Source organism: Acidovorax sp. BoFeN1, from assembly GCF_003345135.1.
GTDB classification, from domain to species: Bacteria; Pseudomonadota; Gammaproteobacteria; order Burkholderiales; family Burkholderiaceae_C; genus Acidovorax; species Acidovorax defluvii.
In genome coordinates this window covers 1-18,306 of sequence record NZ_QOZT01000040.1, presented here as the reverse complement: position 1 = coordinate 18,306, position 18,306 = coordinate 1, and the positions used below count along the sequence as shown (strand labels likewise).

The following is an 18,306-nucleotide window of genomic DNA, read 5'->3' as shown; positions in this document are numbered from 1 at the left end:
CATCCTCCAGGATATTTGCATGAAATTAAAGCAAAAAACCGCCTTGGCCCTTGTACTGCAAGCGCTAGTAGCTACTACTTTGGTAGCAAACGCGCAAACGATCCGGGTGGCCAATCAGGGTGATGCGCTTTCCATGGACCCCCACTCGCTCAACGAGTCGCTGCAGCTGAGCACGACGGGCAATGTGTACGAGCCGCTGGTGGGGCGCAACAAGGACCTGAGCCTGGCGCCCGCGCTGGCCACGGCATGGAAGCAAACCGCGCCCACCGTGTGGCAGTTTGAGCTGCGCAAGGGGGTGCAATTCCATGATGGAACCCCGTTCACGGCCGACGATGTGCTGTTCAGCTTTGCGCGCACCCAGGTCGATGGCTCTGACATGAAGAGCTACACCAACGACTTCAAGGAAGTGCGCAAGATCAACGATTTTCTGGTGGAGATCGAGACCAAGACGCCTTTCCCCATTCTTCCGGACGTGATCTCGCAAGTGGGCATCATGAGCAAGAAGTGGTGCGAGGCCAACCAGGCCCTCGCGCCGGTTGACCGCCGCAAGGGCATAGAGAATGCCGCGTCGTTCCGTGCCAACGGCACCGGGCCGTTTCGCCTGCGCGAGCGCCAGCCCAACGTGCGCACGGTGTTCACGCGCAATGGCACCTACTGGGGCAAGATCGAGGGCAATGCGGCCGAGGTCATCTTCACGCCCATCGGCAACGACGCCACCCGCGTGGCGGCCCTGCTGTCGGGCGAGGTGGATGTGATGGAGCCCGTGCCGGTGCAGGACATCGAGCGCGTGAACAACGGCGCCAAAACCCGCGCCATCACCGGCCCCGAGCTGCGCACCATCTTTCTGGGCATGGACCAAAAGCGCGACGAGCTGCTGTATTCGAGCGTGAAGGGCAAGAACCCGTTCAAGGACAAGCGCGTGCGCCAGGCCTTCTACCAGGCCATCGACATCGACGGCATCAAGAAAACGGTGATGCGCGGTGCCTCGAACCCCTCGGCGCTGATGGTGGGCCCGGGCATCAACGGCTTCCACCCCGACGCCAAGCGCCTGCCGTATGACGTGGAAGCCGCCAAGAAGCTCATGGCCGAAGCAGGCTACGCCAGTGGTTTTGAGGTGTCCATGAACTGCCCCAACGACCGCTATGTGAACGATGGCCGCATCTGCCAGGCGGTGGCGGCCAACCTGTCGCGCATCAACGTCAAGATCAATCTGCAGGCCGAGACCAAGGGCACCTATTTCCCCAAGATCTTGCGCCGCGACACCAGCTTTTACATGCTGGGCTGGACGCCTTCCACCTACGACGCGCACAACGCCCTCAATGCCCTGATGGCCTGTGTAGACGACAAGGGCGCGGGCCAGTTCAACCTGGGCGCCTATTGCAACCCCAAGGTGGACGAGCTGACCAAGAAAATCCAGGCCGAGACCGACAAAGCCAAGCGCAACGCCATGATCAAAGAGGCGTTTGACCTGCATTCGGCCGACGTGGGGCACCTGCCCCTGCACCAGCAGGCCCTGGCCTGGGGCGTGGGCAAAAACGTCAAGCTGGTGCAACTGGCAGACAACTACATGCCCTTCAAGTGGATGAGCAAGAACTGATCTGCCTCCCGCCACCCTCCCAATGGGCTGCAAGGCAAGGCCGCACGGCGCGCCGGGCCTTGCTGCCTGTTTATTGTTTCCTCCGATGAAAAAAACCCTTGCGCGCTGGTTTGACAGCGATGTTGGCTACAGCTTTCGCACATCGCCCATGGCCATGCTGGCGGCAGCGATTGCCGTGGTGTGCGTGTTCTGCTCGCTGTTTGCGGGCTGGGTGGCGCCGCACAACCCGTTCGATTTGTCCACGCTGGAGCTCAGTGATGCGCGCTTGCCGCCGGCATGGATTGCCGAGGGTTCGAGCAAATACCTGCTGGGCACTGATGACCAGGGGCGCGACATTCTCTCGGCCGTAATCTACGGCGCCCGCATCTCGCTGGTGGTGGGGCTGGCGTCGGTGCTGCTGTCGGTGGTGGTGGGCGTGGCGCTGGGGTTGCTGGCCGGTTTCCGGGGTGGCTGGATTGATGCAGTGCTGATGCGCCTGTGCGACGTGATGCTGTCGTTTCCGGCCATTTTGGTGGCCCTGCTGATCGCGGGGGTGGGCCGCGCGCTGTTTCCCAATGCCCACGAATCGCTGGCCTTTGGCGTGCTGATTTTTTCGATCTCGCTGACCGGCTGGGTGCAATATGCGCGCACGGTGCGCGGCTCTACCCTGGTCGAGCGCAACAAGGAATATGTGCAGGCCGCGCGCGTGACCGGCGTGGCCCCCCTGCGCATCATGCGCAAGCATGTGCTGCCCAATGTGATGGGCCCGGTGATGGTGCTGGCCACCATCCAGGTGGCCACGGCCATCATCACCGAGGCCACGCTGTCGTTTCTGGGCGTGGGGGCGCCGCCCACATCGCCCTCGCTGGGCACGCTGATCCGCGTGGGCAACGATTACCTGTTCTCGGGCGAGTGGTGGATTACGGTGTTCCCGGGGCTCATGCTGGTGTTGATTGCACTGTCGGTGAACCTGCTGGGCGACTGGCTGCGCGATGCGCTCAACCCGAGATTGAGATGACCCCCCTGAGTCGCTTCGCGCCATCCCCCCAGGGGGACGCCCCCAGTGGCCCGGCAAAGCCGGTTCCACGGCGTCTGCTGGTCCGGGCCGTGCCCTTGCAATGAATCGCTGACATGTCCCTTCTAGAAGTCAAAAACCTCGTTGTCGAATTCCCGGGTCGGCGCGGCACGCTGCGTGCCCTGGATCACATTTCGTTTTCCATCGCCCCCGGCGAAATCCTGGGCGTGGTGGGCGAGTCGGGTGCGGGCAAGTCGCTCACGGGCGCCGCCATCATCGGCCTGCTGGAATCGCCGGGGCGCGTGGCCTCGGGCCAGATCTTGCTGGAAGGCGAGCGCATCGACAACCTCAGCGACGCGCACATGCGCCACATCCGGGGGCGGCGCATCGGTGCGATTTTTCAGGACCCGCTCACCTCGCTGAACCCGCTGTACACCGTGGGTCGGCAGCTCACCGAAACCATCCAGGCGCACCTGCCAGTGAATGCGGCAGAGGCCCGGCGGCGCGCCATTGCGCTGCTGCAGGACACCGGCATCCCGGCGGCCGAGCAGCGCGTGGACCATTACCCCCACCAGTTCTCGGGCGGTATGCGCCAGCGGGTGGTGATTGCCCTGGCGCTGGCGGCCGAGCCGCAACTCATCGTGGCCGACGAGCCCACCACGGCACTCGATGTGTCGATCCAGGCGCAGATCATCACGCTGCTCAAATCCATCTGCAAATCGCGCGGCGCAGCCGTGATGCTGATCACCCACGACATGGGCGTGATTGCCGAAACCTGCGACCGCGTGGCGGTGTTGTATGCCGGGCGCGTGGTCGAGATCGGCCCGGTGCACGAGGTCATCAACCACCCCGCGCACCCCTACACCGCGGGCCTCATGGCCTCGATCCCCGACATGGCGCAAGACCGCGAGCGCCTGAACCAGATTGACGGAGCCATGCCCCGCCTGAACGCCATTCCCCCGGGCTGCGCCTTCAACCCGCGCTGCCCGCGCCGCTTTGACCGCTGCACCACCGAGCGCCCCGAACTGCTGGAGGCAGGCGCCACCCGCGCGGCCTGCTGGCTGCACGCCCCAGAGGTGGCAGCATGAGCGCAACCACACCGGCCAGCACGCCCCTGGTGCAGGCGCACGACCTGGCGAAAACCTTCGATGTCTCGGCCCCCTGGCTCAACCGCGTGCTCGAAGGCAAGCCGCGCACGCTGCTGCATGCCGTCGATGGCGTGAGCTTCGACATCGAAAAGGGCAAGACGCTGGCCCTGGTGGGTGAGTCGGGCTGCGGCAAAAGCACCGTGGCGCGCCTGCTGGTGGGCCTGTACGAGCCCACGCGCGGCGGCCTCACCTTTGACGGACAGGATGCACACGCGGCCTTCAAGGGCAGCAACGCCAAGGCCATGCGCCGGCGCATCCAGATGATTTTTCAGGACCCGTACGCCAGCCTCAATCCGCGCTGGCTGGTGGAAGACATCGTGGGCGAGCCGCTCAAGGAGCACGGCCTCATCACTGACAAGGCGCAGCTGAAAGAGCGCGTGGGCGAGTTGCTGCAATCGGTGGGCCTGTCGCCCCTGGACATGGTCAAGTACCCGCACCAGTTCTCGGGCGGGCAGCGCCAGCGCATCTCGATTGCCCGCGCCCTGGCCACCGAACCCGAGTTTTTGGTGTGCGACGAGCCGACCAGCGCGCTCGATGTGTCGGTGCAGGCGCAGGTCCTCAACATCATGAAGGACCTGCAGCGCCAGCGGCACCTCACCTACCTGTTCATCAGCCACAACCTGGCCGTGGTGCGCCATGTGAGCGACCAAGTCGGCGTGATGTACCTGGGCCGCCTGGTGGAGCTTGCCGACAAGCACACGCTGTTTGACACGCCGCGCCACCCCTATACGGTCATGCTGCTCGACGCCATCCCCAAGATGCACGACACCGGCAAGGCGCGCACCCCCGTGCAGGGCGAGGTGCCCAACCCGCTCAACCCGCCGCCGGGCTGCGCCTTCAACCCGCGCTGCCCGCACGTCAACGAGCGCTGCCGCACCGAGCGGCCCCAGCTGCTCACGCTGCGCGGCATCCGCATCGCCTGCCACGCGGTGGAGGAAGGCCGAATCTAGATGAGATGCTATTTAAATAGTAGCTGTTGGCGCTTGCTGGTAAAGCGCTAGAGGCCTTTTTTGTATAAACGACTGTCTTCAACCCAGGAGTTGCACGATGACCGTATTCACCCTCTCCAGTCCCGACATCCCCAGCGGCGGCACCGTGCCGCCGCATTTCGAGTTTGACGGCTTTGGCTGTTCGGGCCAGAACCAGTCGCCCATCCTGCAGTGGAGCGGCGCGCCCGTGGGCACGCAAAGCTTTGCCGTCACCGTGTACGACCCCGACGCGCCCACCGGCTCGGGCTGGTGGCACTGGTTTGTGGTGGACTTGCCGGCGACCACCGCGCAGCTGGTGCCCAACGCGGGCGCCCAGGGCGGTGCCGGTTTGCCTGCGGGTGCGCGCCAGATCCGCAACGACTACGGCGCTTTTGCCTGGGGCGGCGTGTGCCCCCCGCCGGGCGACAAGCCGCACCGCTATGTGTTCACCGTGCATGCGCTCAGCGTGCCCCGGCTCGACATTCCCGACGACGCCACCGCCGCACTGGCGGGCTTCATGGTCAACGCCCACACGCTGGCCAAGGCCAGCTTCACGGCCACCTACGGCCGGCCCTGAGCGCCTTCAGGGGGCTGGCAGGGCGGACGCTGGCGGGTGAGTGGCGGGCAGCTCGGCGCCGGGCAGGGCACGGCCCAGCAAATACTCGATGCAGGTGCGCACCGCCCGCGTCTGGTGGCGGTCGGGCATGTAGAGCATGAACATCTGCGTGCCAAAAATGCTCAGGCGCCAGTCGTCCAGCGTGGTCAGCACCTCGCCGCTGGCCACGGCGTCCTGCACCACGTAGTCGGGCACCAGCCCCACGCCCAGCCCGGCCAGGATGCCCTGGCGCAGAAACGGAAAGTGCTCTGAAATCAGCGTGGGCTCCAGCATCACTTCGTGGCGCTCACCGCCCCGGTAGCCGCGCAGGCGCAGCTGCTTGCCCACCACGCCCGATGTAATGACCGGCGCGGTGCGCAGCGCCTCCAGCGCCGTGGGCAGTCCGTGCGCCTGGGCGTAGCCGCGCGAGGCGCAGGCGGTGTAGCGCACCGCGCCCATGTCGCGTGCTACCAGTGTGGGCGGCGGCTCGGGCATGACGCGGATGGCAATGTCCACTTCGTCGCGGATCAGGTCGTCCACCCGGTTTTCAAAGCGCACATCGAGCACGATGCCCGGGTACAGGTGCTTGAAGTCGATCAGCCAGTCTGACATCACCATCTGCCCGTAGCCGCTGGGCACGCTCAGGCCCACGCGGCCCTGCAGGCCCTGGCCCAGCGTGGTGATGGTTTCGCGCGCGGCCAGCATTTCGTTCTGGATGGCGCGGCCATGGGCATACAGGCGCAGGCCCACCTCGGTGGGTTCAACGCGGCGCGTGGTGCGGCGCACCAGCTGCACACCCACCGATTTTTCGAGCTGATTGAGGTGGTAACTCACGTTGGCGCGCGTCATCTTGAGGTTGCGCGCGGCCTGGCTCAGGTTGCCAGCGTCCAGGATGTCCACCAGCACGGTGAGGGAGGTAAGTTCCATGTCTTTCTGTTTCTCCAGGAACGTGCTTGCGTTCTGAAAACCGTGCACTGTGGTGGCGCGGCTGGTGGTGCGCCAGCGCGGCCTGTGCCTTGCCTTTACAAAAAACGGCGCTCTGGATTCGGCAGCGAGCAGTAGCAAGCGTCAAAGAATTTTTGACAGTCTGTCAATCATTAATGTAATTGTCAAGATTGTTTGCCGCATCAACAATACAAAGCTACTTGAAACCACCAGGAGACTCCCGCATGGGCGCAGCTACCCCCGAATCCGTTGTCACCACTGCCCGCGCGGGCGCCATCCTGGTCGTGACCGTCAACAACCCGCCGGTCAATGCGCTGGGCGTGGCCGTGCGCCAGGGGCTGGCCGCCGCCATGGCACAGGCCCAGGCCGACAGCGCCGTGGCGGGCGTGCTGCTGATGGGCGCAGGCAAGGCCTTCATTGCGGGCGCCGACATCCGCGAGTTTGGCAAGCCCGCCATGCCACCCTCGCTGCCCGAGGTGTGCCGCAGCATTGAAGACTGCACCAAGCCCGTGGTGGCAGTGCTGCACGGTGCGGCGCTGGGCGGTGGCCTGGAAGTGGCGCTGTCGGCCCACTACCGCATTGCACTGCCCGCTGCCAAGCTGGGCCTGCCCGAAGTCTCCCTGGGCCTGCTGCCGGGCTCGGGTGGCACGCAGCGCGCGCCGCGCCTGATGGGCGCGCGCGCCGCCACCGAGCTCATGCTCAGCGGCAAGCACCTGTCGGCCAAGGCCGCGCTGGCGGCAGGCCTGGTGGACCAACTGGCTGAGGGCGACGACGCCCAGGCTGCTGGCCTGGCCTACCTCAACGCGCTGCTGGCGCAAAACGCCCCCGTGCGCCGCACGCGCGACATCGCCATCCCCGACCCCGCCGCAGCGCTGGCCGAGCTGGAGGTGCTGAAAGCCGACACCGCCAAGAAAACCCGGGGCCTGTTTTCGCCCCTCAAGATCATTGAATGCGTGCAGGCCGCCGTGCAGCTGCCATTTGACGAAGGCATGGCGCGCGAGCGCGCGCTGTTTCTGGAGTGCCTGGACAGCCCGCAGCGTGCCGGCCTGATCCACGCCTTTTTTGCCGAGCGCGAAGTGGTCAAGATCCCCGAGGCCAAGGCCGCCGCGCCGCGCGCATTTGCCACCATCGCCATCATTGGCGGCGGCACCATGGGTGCGGGCATCACCGTGTCGGCCCTGGACGCGGGCTACCCCGTGACCATGGTCGAGCGCGATGCGGCATCCATCGCGCGGGGCCGTGCCAATGTGGAAAAGGTCTACACCGGCCTGGTCGCCAAGGGCCGCATGACCGAAGAAGCCAAGGCCGCCGTCATGGCGCGCTACACCGGCAGCACCTCGTACGACGACCTGGCCAACGTGGACCTGGTGATCGAGGCCGTGTTTGAAGAACTCGACGTCAAAAAAGCCGTGTTCAAGGAGCTGGACCGCGTGTGCAAACCCGGCGCCGTGCTGGCCACCAACACCTCGTACCTGGACATCGACGCCATCGCCGCCGTCACCAGCCGCCCGCAGGACGTGATTGGCCTGCACTTCTTCAGCCCCGCCAACATCATGAAGCTGCTGGAGATCGTGGTGCCCGCCAAGGTGGGTGCTGACGTGGTGGCCACCGCCTTTGAGCTGGCCAAGAAACTCAAAAAAGTGCCCGTGCGCGCCGGTGTGTGCGACGGCTTCATCGGCAACCGCATTTTGGCCGTGTACAAGCAGGCCGCCGACTACATCATGGAAGACGGCGCCAGCCCTTACGAGATCGACGAGGCCGTGCGCGGCTTTGGCTTTGCCATGGGCCCGTTCCAGGTGACTGACCTGGCCGGTGGTGACATTGGCTGGGCCACGCGCAAGCGCCGCGCCGCCACGCGCGACCCGAAAGCGCGCTATATCGAGGTGGCCGACCGCATCTGCGAGCGCGGCTGGTTTGGCCAGAAAACCGGCCGCGGCTTTTACCTGTACCCCGAAGGCGCCCGCGTGGGCCAGTCTGACCCCGAAGTGCTGGCCATTGTGGATGCCGAGCGCACCAAAAAAGGCGTCACGCCGCGCCAATTCACCGCCGACGAAATCATGCGCCGCTACATGGCCGCCATGGCCAACGAAGGCGCCAACGTGGTGCACGAAGGCATTGCGTTGCGCCCGCTGGATGTGGACGTGACCTTCATGTCCGGCTATGGCTTTCCGCGCTTCCGTGGCGGCCCCATGAAGTGGGCCGACATGTACGGCCTGCCCCGGCTGCTGGCCGACATTGAAGAATTTGCCAAGGAAGACGCGCTGTTCTGGAAACCCTCGCCCCTGCTGGTCCAGCTGGTGCAGGAAGGGCGCAATTTCGACAGCCTGAACCAGCTTGCCTGAGCACCCGTCGCCACACCACCCGCCACCACAGCATCTGTCACATAGATATCAAATCAATAGCTGTTAGCGCTTGTAAATAAAGGGTTCTGTAGTGTTTTTGCTATCAAACCCAGTCGATGCAAGCGCAGCCAGCTATAAAAACAGGAGCAACCACCATGCGCCAAGCCGTTATCGTTTCTACCGCCCGCACGCCGCTGGCCAAATCCCACCGGGGCGAATTCAATGCCACGCCCGGCCCGCAACTGGCCGCTTTTTCGGTGAAAGCGGCGGTCGAGCGCGCGGGCATCGACCCGGCCCTCATTGAGGACCTGGTGATGGGCTGCGGTTACCCCGAAGGCATCACCGGCAAGAACATTGGCCGCCAGACCGTGGTGCGCGCCGGTTTGCCGCTGTCGGTGGCGGGCGTTACCGTCAGCCGTTTTTGTGCCTCGGGCCTGCAAGCCATTGCCGTGGCGGCAGACCGCATCGTGGCCGAAGGCGTGCCCGCCATGGTGGCCGGGGGTGTCGAGAGCATTTCGGCCATCCGCGCCGGTTTGCCTGCCGACATCGATCCCTGGCTGATGCAGCACAAGCCCGACCTCTACATGGCGATGATCGACACCGCCGACAACGTGGCCCACCGCTACGGCATCAGCCGCGAAGACCAGAACCTGTTCTCGCTGGAGAGCCAAATGCGCACCGCCGCCGCGCAAGACCAGGGCCTGTTTGCCGACGAGATCGTGCCCTGTGCCACACGCATGGCCGAAAAGAACAAGGACACCGGCGAAGTCACCTTGCGCGACGTGGTGGCCACGCGCGACAACTGCAACCGCCCCGGCACCACGCTGGAGGGCCTGGCCAAGCTGGAGCCCGTCAAGGGCCCCGGCCAGTTCATCACGGCGGGCAATGCCTCGCAGCTGTCCGATGGTTCCAGCGCCTGCGTGCTGATGGAGGCCGCCCAGGCCGAGCGCCTGGGCCTGTCACCCCTGGGCGCCTTCCGCGGTTTTGCCGTGGCCGGGTGCGAGCCCGACGAAATGGGCATCGGCCCGGTGTTTGCCGTGCCCAAGCTGCTGGCGCGCCACGGCCTCACGGTGCAAGACATCGACCTGTGGGAGATGAACGAGGCCTTTGCCTCGCAGGCGCTGTATTGCCAGCGCAAGCTGGGCATTCCCGGCGAGCGGCTCAATGTCAACGGCGGCGCCATCTCGATCGGCCACCCGTTTGGCATGACCGGCGCGCGCCTGGTGGGCCACCTGCTGCTCGAAGGCCGCCGCCGCAAAGCCAAGTGGGGCGTGGTCACGATGTGCATTGCCGGAGGCATGGGTGCCGCTGGCTTGTTTGAGATCTACTGAGTCCTTGTGGGACAGACCAAGAAATTGCATAGCAATTTTTGCTCTGTCCCCAACTGACGAATGCCTTCCTTGCGGGATAGACCAAGAAATTGCATGGCCATTTTTGCTCTGTCCCCCACTGATGAATGCCTTCCTTGCGGGATAGACCAAGAAATTGCATGGCCATTTTTGCTCTGTCCCCCACTGATGAATACCTCGGGACAGCCCCAGACATTGCGCAACAACCGTTGCCCTGTCCCCACCGACCAATGCCCAACTGACTCAAAGGTACGACATGGACCTGAATTTCACCCCCGAAGAAGAAGCCTTCCGCGCCGAAGTGCAGGCTTTTCTGCAAGAAAAACTGCCCGCGCGCATCGCCACCAAGGTCAAGGCCGGGCAGCGCCTGACCAAGGAAGACCAGGAAGAATGGCACGCCATCCTCAACGCGCGCGGCTGGCTGGCCAACCACTGGCCTGAGCAATATGGCGGCCCCGGCTGGGGTGCAGTGGAAAAATTTATTTTTGACAACGAGTGCGCCGTGGCCGGTGGCCCGCGCATCGTGCCCTTTGGCGTCAATATGCTGGGCCCGGTGCTCATCAAGTACGGCAACGAGGCGCAAAAGCAATACTGGCTGCCGCGCATCCTGAGCGGTGCCGACTGGTGGTGCCAGGGCTACTCCGAGCCGGGCTCGGGGTCCGATCTGGCCTCGGTCAAGACCACGGCGGTGCGCGGTGTGGATGCCCAGGGCGACCACTACATCGTCAACGGCCAGAAAACCTGGACCACCCAGGGCCAGCACGCCAACATGATTTTTTGCCTGGTGCGCACCGACCGCGAAGCGCGCCCGCAGTCGGGCATCAGCTTTTTGCTGGTGGACATGAACACGCCTGGCGTGGAAGTGCGCCCCATCCGCACGCTCGATGGTGACCGCGAGGTCAATGAAGTGTTCTTTACCGAAGTGCGCGTGCCTGCCGAGAACCTGGTGGGCGAAGAAAACAAGGGCTGGACTTACGCCAAGTTCTTGCTGACCTACGAGCGCACCGGCATCGCTGGCGTGGGCTTTTCGGTGGCGTCGCTGGAAAAGCTCAAAGTGGTGGCCAGCAAGGTGCAGCGCAATGGCCGCCCGCTCGCTCAGGACCCGCAGTTTGCCGCCCGCATGGCCAAGGTCGAGATTGACCTCGAAAACATGAAGACCACCAACCTGCGCGTGATTGCCGCCGTGGCCCATGGCAGCGTGCCGGGTGCCGAGAGCTCGATGCTCAAGATCCGGGGCACCGAGATCCGCCAGGAAATTTTGTCGCTGATCCGCCGCGCCATGGGGCCATATGCGCTGCCCTTCATTGAGGCTGCGCAGTACGAGGGCTATGCCGATGCGCCCGTGGGGCCGAAAGAGGCCGCCACCGCAGCAGCCAATTACTTCAACTACCGCAAGCTGTCGATTTTTGGCGGCTCCAATGAAATCCAGAAAAACATCATCTCCAAGATGATTCTCGGACTGTGAGACCGTAGTCATGAACTTTGAACACACCGAAGACCGCCGCATGCTGGCGGACACCCTGAACCGTTTTGTCGCCGAGCAGTACGGTTTTGAAACCCGCAACGCCATTGCCTATGGCGACGTGGGCATGCAGCCTGCGCTGTGGGCGCAGTTTGCCGAGTTGGGCGCCATTGGCGCGCTGTTCCCCGAGGCCGAAGGCGGCTTTGGCGGCGCAGGCTTTGACGTGGCCGTGGTGTTTGAGGCCCTGGGCCGTGGCCTGGTGGTCGAGCCCTTTTTGGGCGCGCTGGTGGTGGGGCGCGCCCTGGCCGCTGCGGGCACGCCCGCACAAAAAGAGCAGATTGCCAGCCTGATCGACGGCAGCACCGTGGCCGCCCTGGCGCACGACGAGCCCGGCAGCCACTACGAAATGGCCCGCGTCAGCACCCGTGCGGTGCGCAGCGGCGAGGGCTGGGTACTCAACGGCGCCAAGGCCGTGGTGGTGCAGGGCGACAACGCGCAGCTCTTGCTGGTGTCGGCCCGCACGGCGGGCGATGTGGGCAGTGAAGACGGCATTTCGCTGTTCCTGGTGCCTGCCGATAGCGCGGGCGTTGCACGCCGCGGCATGGGCCGCATCGACGGTGGCCGGGTGGCCGAAATCACGCTCGACAACGTGCAAGTGGGAGCCGATGCGCTGCTGGGCACCGAAGGCCAGGGCTTTGCCACGCTGGAGCTGGCCATGGGCTGGGGCGTGCTGGCGCTGTGCGCCGAAGCGCTGGGCGCGATGGAAGTGGCCAAAAAGGACACCCTCGAATACCTGCAAACGCGCAAGCAGTTTGGCGTGCCCATTGGCAGCTTCCAGGCCCTGCAACACCGCATGGCCGACCTGCTGCTGGAGGTGGAGCAATCGCGCTCGGCGGTCATCAACGCCGCTGCCGCCATGGACAGCGCCGACCGCGTGGAGCGCGAGCGCGCGCTGTCGGCGGCCAAGTTCACCATTGGCCGCATTGGCGCGCTGGTGTCGGAAGAAAGCATCCAGATGCATGGTGGCATTGGCATGACCTGGGAGCTGCCCTTGTCGCACTACGCCAAGCGCCTGGTCATGATCGACCACGAGCTGGGCGACGAAGACCACCACCTGGCGCGCTACATCGCGCTGGGCTGAAATGAGCTACCCCCTGAGTCGCTTCGCGCCTTCCCCCTGGCAAGGGGACGACAGCCTCGCTGCGGGGCGGCCCTTGCTTGCTGTCCCTGGCGAAGCAGGCCGGCTACAGGCATAGAACTGGAGAACGAAGATGAGCGAAGTCCTGCTGACCCGCCGCGAAGGCGCCGTGCTGGTGCTGTCCAACAACAACCCGGCGGCCCGCAATGCGCTGTCGCCCGAGTTTTACGCGGCGCTCACCCAGGCGCTGGCACAGGCCCAGGCCGATCCCGCCGTGGGCGCCATCGTGCTGACGGGCGAAGGCGGGCATTTTTGCTCGGGCGGTGACCTGCGCCAGCTGGCCAGGCGCCGCGAGCTGCCCATTGAAGAGCGCCGTGCCAAGCTCGAAGGCCTGCACGACCTGATTCGCGCCGTGCGCGATTGCCGCAAGCCGGTGATTGCTGCCGTCGAAGGTGCGGCTGCGGGCGCGGGGCTATCGCTGGCGCTGGCCTGCGACATGCTGGTGGCTGCCAAAAACGCGGTGTTCTCGGTGGCCTATGTGAAGGTGGGCCTCACGCCCGATGGCGGCGCCACGGCCTTCCTGGCCGAGTTTGTGTCGCGCCAGGTGTTGACCGAGCTGTGCCTGACGGGCGAGCGGATCAGTGGCGAACGCCTGCACGCGTTGGGCCCCGTCAACCGCCTGGCCGAGCCGGGCGATGCCCTGGCGCAGGCGCTGGTGCTGGCGGCCCAGGTGGCGGCTGGCCCCGAGCTGGCCATGGCCCGTATCAAGACCTTGTGCCGCAATGCCTATGCGAACACACTGCAAGAACAGCTGGAGCAGGAAGCCCAGTGCATGGTGCAGTCGCAAGAGACCGAGGAGTCCCGCGAAGGCATCGGCGCCTTCCTGGAAAAGCGGCTGCCCGATTTCGCGCCACTGCGCCAACCCCCGGCCTGAGCGCTGGCAAGGAGACAAACACACATGACCACCACAACGACCACAACGACCACAACACCAACCACTCCGCCGGACGGCATGGACTTTCCCCTGCAAGGCGTGCGCGTGCTCGACCTCTCGCGCGTGTTTGCCGGGCCGCTGTGCGGCATGGTGCTGGCCGACTTCGGCGCCGAGGTCATCAAGGTGGAGCACCCCGGACGGGGCGACGACACGCGTGACTGGGGCATGCGCATTGGCAAGACCGAAACCACCTACTACAACAGCATGAACCGCAACAAGCGGTCGATCACGGTGGATTTGCAGACGCCCGAGGGCGTGAAAATCATCCACGACCTGCTGCCCCAGTGCGACGTGGTGGTGCAAAACTTCAAGACCGGCGGCGCCGAAAAGCTGGGCCTGGGCTACGAGCAGCTCAAGGCCATCAAGCCCGACCTTATTTATTGCTCGGTGGCCGGTTACGACAGCTCTGGGCCCGAGGCCAAGCGCCCCGGCTACGACCTGGTGATCCAGGGTGAGTCCGGGTTGATGGCCCTCAACGGTGAGGCAAACACGCCACCACTCAAGTTTGGTGTGGCCGTGGTGGACCTGATGACCGGCATGTACGCGGCCCAGGCCGTGCTGGCGGCGCTGTTTCAGCGCACGCGCACCGGCAAGGGCCGCCACATCGAGATGGCGCTGTACGACTGCGGCCTGATGATCACCGGCTACTACGGGCTCGATGCCATGCTGCTGGGCCACGACCCGCAACGCTATGGCAACGCCCATCCGTCCATCGTGCCTTACGGCATGTACGACGCGGCCGACGGCCCGCTCATCATTGCCGTGGGCAACAACGCCCAGTTCGACAAGTTTTGCCGTCAGGTCATCGAGCGCCCCGACATCGTGGAAGACCCGCGCTTTGCCACCAATGTGGAGCGCGCCAAGAACCGGCTGGTGCTGGGCCCCATGCTCAAGGAGCTGATCGCCGGATTTGCCCGCGATGTGCTGCTGCAGCGCATGACGGCTGCTGGCATCCCCTGCGGCAAGGTGGCGGGCCTGCACGAGGCCCTGACCAGCGAGCGCACCCGCCGTGGCGGCCTGTTGCAAGAGCTGCCCCACCCGGTGGCGGGCAGCACGCATGTGTTTGCGCCGCCCTACCGCCTGGACGGGCAGCGCCTGCCGATTCGCAACGCACCGCCCACGCTGGGCGAGGGCACCCGCGAGGTGCTGCAGCAACTGCTGCAACTGTCCGAGCCCGAGTTGCAAGCCCTGCGCGACAAGGGCGTGCTGACACTTCCGCAAATTTAAGCGGTTCAAAAATCATAGCTATTAGCGCTTGCTGCATAAGCGCTAGAGCCTGTTTTTTTATATAAAAGAGGAGACTTGCATGAACTTTTCGCCAATCAAGCGCCGCAGCGTGCTGCAAGGCATGGCCGCACTGGGCAGCACGGGCCTGCTGGGCACGGCCCTGGCACAAACGGGCAAAGCCGCCTGGCCCACCAAGCCGATCCGGCTGGTGGTGCCCTTCAACGCGGGCGGCGCCACCGACATCATTGCCCGCACCGTGGGCGAGGCCCTGTCCAAGCGCATCGGCCAGCCCGTGGTGGTGGACAACAAGGGCGGCGCCGCAGGCATTCTGGGCACCGATGCCGTGGCCAAGGCACCGGCCGATGGCCACACCTTGCTGCTGACGCTCAGCACCTCGATGCTGATCAACCAGTTTCTGTACACCAAGCTGCCCTACAACCCGCAAAAGGACCTGGCGCTGATCACCCAGGTGGCCGCGGCGCCGGTGACGCTGGTGGTGCACCCCTCGGTGCCCGCCAACAACATGAAAGAGCTGCTGGCTTATGTGAAGGCCCAAAAGGGCAAGCTGTCGTATGGCTCCTGGGGTACGGGCTCGTATGCCCACCTGGCGGGCGCGTACATGAGCAAAACCACCGACAGCGACATGGTGCACGTCGCCTACAAGGGCGAGGCGCCCATGATCCAGGAGCTGATTGGCGGCCAGTTGCAGCTGTGCTTTTCGAGCGCGCTCAATACCAAGCCCTTCATCGACTCGGGCCGCGTCAAGGCCATTGGCGTCACCGGCAAGCAGCGCATGGACATCCTGCCCAAGGTGCCCACCATCTTTGAGCAGGGCGTGCAGGACGACGCCTATTCCATCTTTGGCTGGGTGGCCATGGGCGCGCCGGCGGGCATCCCGAAAGAGATCGTGGACCAGCTTTCTGCCCACCTGCGCGAAGTGGCCAAAGACCCCAAGGTGGTTGAGCGCATTGCAGCTGCGGGCTTTTTGCCCATGATGAACAGCCCGCAGGAGTTTCAGCAGAACTACCAGCGCGACATGCCCATCTGGAAAGCCCTGGTCGAGGCCGCTGGCGCCCGGCTGGATTGAGCCCCCCCATTGTTTTCAGGAGACACCATGACCTTTTCCACCATTTCCCGCACCGCACCCCTGGCCCGTTTCACCCGCCGCGCCGCTTTGGCGCTGGCCGCCGCGCCGCTGCTGATCGGCAGTGCCATGGCCCAGCAGGCGGCCTGGCCCGACAAGATGGTCAAGCTGGTGGTGCCTTTCCCGGCGGGTGGCCCCACCGACACGGCCTCGCGCATCGTCGGCCAGAAGCTGGGTGAGCGCCTCAAGCAAACCGTGCTCATCGAGAACAAGGCAGGCGCCTCGGGGTCGATTGCCGCAGCCCAGGTCAGCAAAAGCCCTGCGGACGGCTACACGCTGATGATGCTGGCCACACCCACCATGCTGGCGCCGCACCTGTACAAGAAGGCGGGCTACGACACGGTGAAAGATTTCACGCCCGTGGCCACGGTGTATGACCTGCCCATCGTGGTGGTCGTCAACCCCAAGCTGCTGCCCGATGTGACCGACCTCAAGGGCCTGATTGCCAACGCCAAGGCGCAAAAGACGCCACTCAACTACACCAGCTCGGGCGCGGGCAGTTTTGGCCACCTGAGCATGGAGCTGCTCAAGCAGATGGCCAGCTTTGACATGCAGCATGTGCCCTACAAGGGCGGCGTGCCGGCCATCACCGACACCATCGGCGGCCAGGTGCCCGTGATGTATGCCGACCTGGTGGCAGCGTTGCCACACATCCAGGCCGGCAAGCTGCGCGCCATTGCCGTGGGCTCGCCCCAGCGCGTGACCATGCTGCCCGACGTCAAGACCATTGCCGAGCAGGGCATCAAGGGCTATGACGCCGTGTCGTGGGGCGGCCTGCTGGCGCCTTTGGGCACACCCAAGGCGGTGGTCGATCGCATTGCAAACGAAGTGCAGCAGATCCTGGCCGAGAAGGAAGTGCAGGACAAGCTGCTGAACGCCGGTGCCATCGCCCATTTCCAGACCCCGGCGCAGCTGGGCCAGCGCGTGCAGCAGGACTACACCCGCTGGGGCCAGCTGATCCGCGATAAGGGCATTGCCTCCGAGTAACGCCGTCATGAAGACACGCATTACCGAGCTGTTTGGCATAGCGCACCCCATCATCCAGGGCGGCATGCACCATGTCGGCCTGGCGGAGCTGGCTGCGGCGGTCTCCAACGCGGGCGGCCTGGGGATCATCACCGGCCTCACGCAGCGCACACCCGAGCTGCTGGCGCGCGAGATTGCGCGCTGCCGCGCCATGACCGACAAGCCCTTCGGCGTCAACCTGACCTTTTTGCCATCGGTGAACCCGCCCGACTACCCCGGCTACGTGAAAGCCATCATCGACGGCGGCGTGAAAGTGGTGGAAACGGCGGGCAACAACCCGCAAAAGTGGCTGCCCGCCCTCAAGGACGCCGGTATCAAGGTCATCCACAAGTGCACCTCGGTGCGCCACGCACTCAAGGCCGAGGCCATTGGCTGCGACGCCATCAGCGTCGATGGCTTTGAATGCGGCGGCCATCCGGGCGAGGACGATGTGCCCAACTTCATCCTGCTGCCGCGTGCGGCAGAGGCGTTGAAGATTCCCTTTGTCGCCTCGGGCGGCATGGCCGATGGCCGCTCGCTGGTGGCCGCGCTCGCGCTGGGCGCCGAGGGCATCAACATGGGCACGCGCTTCATTGCCACGCAAGAGGCGCCCGTGCACGACAACGTCAAGCGCGCCATTGTGGCGGCCAGCGAGCTCGACACCCGCCTGGTCATGCGCCCGCTGCGCAATACCGAGCGTGTGTTGACCAATGGTGCCGCCGAGCGCCTGCTGCAAAAAGAGCGCGAACTGGGCGCGGCCATCACCTTCGCGGACATTGCGCCCGAGGTGGCGGGTGTCTATCCGCGCATCATGCAGGATGGCGACATGGAGGCGGGCGTCTGGTCGTGCGGCATGGTGGCTGGCTTGATTCACGATGTGCCCACCGTGCAGCAATTGATCGACTCCATCATGGCCCAGGCCGATACGCTCATCAGCGAACGGCTGGCCGGGCTGTTGCGCCCGACGGCCTAGCCCGTTTATTTCTGGAACCCCCCAAGGAAAGATCCCCATGAAAATTCTTGTCCCTGTCAAACGCGTGGTGGACTACAACGTGAAAGTCCGCGTCAAATCGGACGGCAGCGGTGTGGACACAGCCAACGTCAAGATGAGCATGAACCCCTTTGACGAAATCGCCGTCGAAGAAGCCGTGCGCCTGAAAGAAAAAGGCCTGGTGACCGAAGTCATCGCGGTGAGCTGCGGCGTGGCCCAGTGCCAGGAAACCCTGCGCACCGCCATGGCCATTGGTGCCGACCGCGCCATCCTGGTGGAAACCGACGCCGACCTGCAGCCGCTGGCCGTGGCCAAGCTCTTGAAGGCGCTGATCGACAAGGAGCAGCCATCGCTCGTGATCCTGGGCAAACAAGCCATCGACGACGACGCCAACCAGACCGGCCAGA

General features: G+C 64.9%; 16 protein-coding genes. 15 read left to right on the top strand and 1 reads right to left on the bottom strand.

Annotated features, from left to right (window positions below; all coding sequences use genetic code 11):
• Positions 1–19: 19 nt before the first annotated feature.
• From DTW89_RS10650 to DTW89_RS10630, 5 genes are all read left to right on the top strand, one after another.
• Complete coding sequence (locus tag DTW89_RS10650) at positions 20–1,597, top strand: ABC transporter substrate-binding protein (protein ID WP_114655924.1); 1,578 nt, start codon at positions 20–22, stop codon at positions 1,595–1,597.
• A gap of 85 nt (positions 1,598–1,682) precedes the next feature.
• Positions 1,683–2,594, top strand: coding sequence for an ABC transporter permease (locus DTW89_RS10645; RefSeq protein ID WP_024812916.1), 912 nt, complete (start codon positions 1,683–1,685; stop codon positions 2,592–2,594).
• 113 nt (positions 2,595–2,707) lie between these two features.
• Positions 2,708–3,679 (top strand): ABC transporter ATP-binding protein, encoded by a 972-nt coding sequence (locus DTW89_RS10640; RefSeq protein ID WP_114655923.1) that lies wholly within the window; start codon positions 2,708–2,710, stop codon positions 3,677–3,679.
• Positions 3,676–4,689: an ABC transporter ATP-binding protein gene (locus DTW89_RS10635; protein WP_024812914.1), complete on the top strand. Its 1,014-nt coding sequence runs from the start codon at positions 3,676–3,678 to the stop codon at positions 4,687–4,689. The genes DTW89_RS10640 and DTW89_RS10635 overlap by 4 nt, the downstream gene beginning before the upstream one ends.
• A 97-nt stretch (positions 4,690–4,786) precedes the next feature.
• On the top strand, positions 4,787–5,284 hold the full coding sequence (locus DTW89_RS10630; RefSeq protein WP_024812913.1) for a YbhB/YbcL family Raf kinase inhibitor-like protein: 498 nt from the start codon (positions 4,787–4,789) through the stop codon (positions 5,282–5,284).
• 6 nt (positions 5,285–5,290) lie between these two features.
• Here the strand turns inward: DTW89_RS10630 and DTW89_RS10625 are convergent, their stop codons facing one another.
• Positions 5,291–6,229, bottom strand: coding sequence for a LysR family transcriptional regulator (locus tag DTW89_RS10625; protein WP_114655936.1), 939 nt, complete (start codon positions 6,227–6,229; stop codon positions 5,291–5,293).
• A gap of 242 nt (positions 6,230–6,471) precedes the next feature.
• On the opposite strand from DTW89_RS10625, the gene DTW89_RS10620 reads away from it, so the two are divergent.
• From DTW89_RS10620 to DTW89_RS10575, 10 genes are all read left to right on the top strand, one after another.
• The gene (locus tag DTW89_RS10620) at positions 6,472–8,589 is read left to right on the top strand and encodes a 3-hydroxyacyl-CoA dehydrogenase NAD-binding domain-containing protein (protein WP_114655922.1); all 2,118 of its coding nucleotides are present in this window, start codon (positions 6,472–6,474) and stop codon (positions 8,587–8,589) included.
• Positions 8,590–8,744: 155 nt separating this feature from the next.
• On the top strand, positions 8,745–9,920 hold the full coding sequence (locus tag DTW89_RS10615; RefSeq protein ID WP_114655921.1) for an acetyl-CoA C-acyltransferase: 1,176 nt from the start codon (positions 8,745–8,747) through the stop codon (positions 9,918–9,920).
• Positions 9,921–10,194: 274 nt separating this feature from the next.
• The gene (locus tag DTW89_RS10610) at positions 10,195–11,403 is read left to right on the top strand and encodes an acyl-CoA dehydrogenase family protein (RefSeq protein ID WP_114655920.1); all 1,209 of its coding nucleotides are present in this window, start codon (positions 10,195–10,197) and stop codon (positions 11,401–11,403) included.
• Between the two features lie 10 nt (positions 11,404–11,413).
• Entirely contained in the window at positions 11,414–12,541 is a 1,128-nt protein-coding gene (locus DTW89_RS10605; protein ID WP_024812908.1) for an acyl-CoA dehydrogenase family protein, read from the top strand.
• A 130-nt stretch (positions 12,542–12,671) separates the two neighbouring features.
• Positions 12,672–13,472, top strand: coding sequence for an oxepin-CoA hydrolase, alternative type (locus DTW89_RS10600; RefSeq protein WP_114655919.1), 801 nt, complete (start codon positions 12,672–12,674; stop codon positions 13,470–13,472).
• 24 nt (positions 13,473–13,496) lie between these two features.
• On the top strand, positions 13,497–14,759 hold the full coding sequence (locus tag DTW89_RS10595; RefSeq protein ID WP_201740988.1) for a CaiB/BaiF CoA transferase family protein: 1,263 nt from the start codon (positions 13,497–13,499) through the stop codon (positions 14,757–14,759).
• A gap of 79 nt (positions 14,760–14,838) precedes the next feature.
• Positions 14,839–15,846 carry a Bug family tripartite tricarboxylate transporter substrate binding protein gene (locus DTW89_RS10590; RefSeq protein ID WP_114655918.1) on the top strand — a complete coding sequence of 336 codons (1,008 nt, stop codon included), beginning with the start codon at positions 14,839–14,841 and terminating at the stop codon, positions 15,844–15,846.
• 27 nt (positions 15,847–15,873) lie between these two features.
• Entirely contained in the window at positions 15,874–16,890 is a 1,017-nt protein-coding gene (locus DTW89_RS10585; RefSeq protein WP_051463449.1) for a Bug family tripartite tricarboxylate transporter substrate binding protein, read from the top strand.
• 7 nt (positions 16,891–16,897) lie between these two features.
• A complete protein-coding gene (locus DTW89_RS10580; protein ID WP_024812903.1) occupies positions 16,898–17,881 on the top strand; it encodes an NAD(P)H-dependent flavin oxidoreductase in 984 nt (327 codons plus the stop codon).
• A 37-nt stretch (positions 17,882–17,918) separates the two neighbouring features.
• Positions 17,919–18,306 (top strand): electron transfer flavoprotein subunit beta/FixA family protein (locus tag DTW89_RS10575; protein ID WP_442858104.1); only part of this gene is annotated, 388 nt, incomplete at its 3' end.

What these genes read in the sequence shown, in the direction of transcription:
- DTW89_RS10610 (WP_114655920.1), top strand. Translation starts at nt 10,195, where the DNA reads ATGGACCTGAATTTCACCCCCGAAGAAGAAGCCTTCCGCGCCGAAGTG.
- DTW89_RS10615 (WP_114655921.1), top strand. Translation starts at nt 8,745, where the DNA reads ATGCGCCAAGCCGTTATCGTTTCTACCGCCCGCACGCCGCTGGCCAAA.
- DTW89_RS10600 (WP_114655919.1), top strand. Translation starts at nt 12,672, where the DNA reads ATGAGCGAAGTCCTGCTGACCCGCCGCGAAGGCGCCGTGCTGGTGCTG.
- DTW89_RS10585 (WP_051463449.1), top strand. Translation starts at nt 15,874, where the DNA reads ATGACCTTTTCCACCATTTCCCGCACCGCACCCCTGGCCCGTTTCACC.
- DTW89_RS10640 (WP_114655923.1), top strand. Translation starts at nt 2,708, where the DNA reads ATGTCCCTTCTAGAAGTCAAAAACCTCGTTGTCGAATTCCCGGGTCGG.
- DTW89_RS10605 (WP_024812908.1), top strand. Translation starts at nt 11,414, where the DNA reads ATGAACTTTGAACACACCGAAGACCGCCGCATGCTGGCGGACACCCTG.
- DTW89_RS10580 (WP_024812903.1), top strand. Translation starts at nt 16,898, where the DNA reads ATGAAGACACGCATTACCGAGCTGTTTGGCATAGCGCACCCCATCATC.
- DTW89_RS10630 (WP_024812913.1), top strand. Translation starts at nt 4,787, where the DNA reads ATGACCGTATTCACCCTCTCCAGTCCCGACATCCCCAGCGGCGGCACC.
- DTW89_RS10625 (WP_114655936.1), bottom strand. Translation starts at nt 6,229, where the DNA reads ATGGAACTTACCTCCCTCACCGTGCTGGTGGACATCCTGGACGCTGGC.
- DTW89_RS10620 (WP_114655922.1), top strand. Translation starts at nt 6,472, where the DNA reads ATGGGCGCAGCTACCCCCGAATCCGTTGTCACCACTGCCCGCGCGGGC.
- DTW89_RS10595 (WP_201740988.1), top strand. Translation starts at nt 13,497, where the DNA reads ATGACCACCACAACGACCACAACGACCACAACACCAACCACTCCGCCG.
- DTW89_RS10650 (WP_114655924.1), top strand. Translation starts at nt 20, where the DNA reads ATGAAATTAAAGCAAAAAACCGCCTTGGCCCTTGTACTGCAAGCGCTA.
- DTW89_RS10590 (WP_114655918.1), top strand. Translation starts at nt 14,839, where the DNA reads ATGAACTTTTCGCCAATCAAGCGCCGCAGCGTGCTGCAAGGCATGGCC.
- DTW89_RS10635 (WP_024812914.1), top strand. Translation starts at nt 3,676, where the DNA reads ATGAGCGCAACCACACCGGCCAGCACGCCCCTGGTGCAGGCGCACGAC.
- DTW89_RS10645 (WP_024812916.1), top strand. Translation starts at nt 1,683, where the DNA reads ATGAAAAAAACCCTTGCGCGCTGGTTTGACAGCGATGTTGGCTACAGC.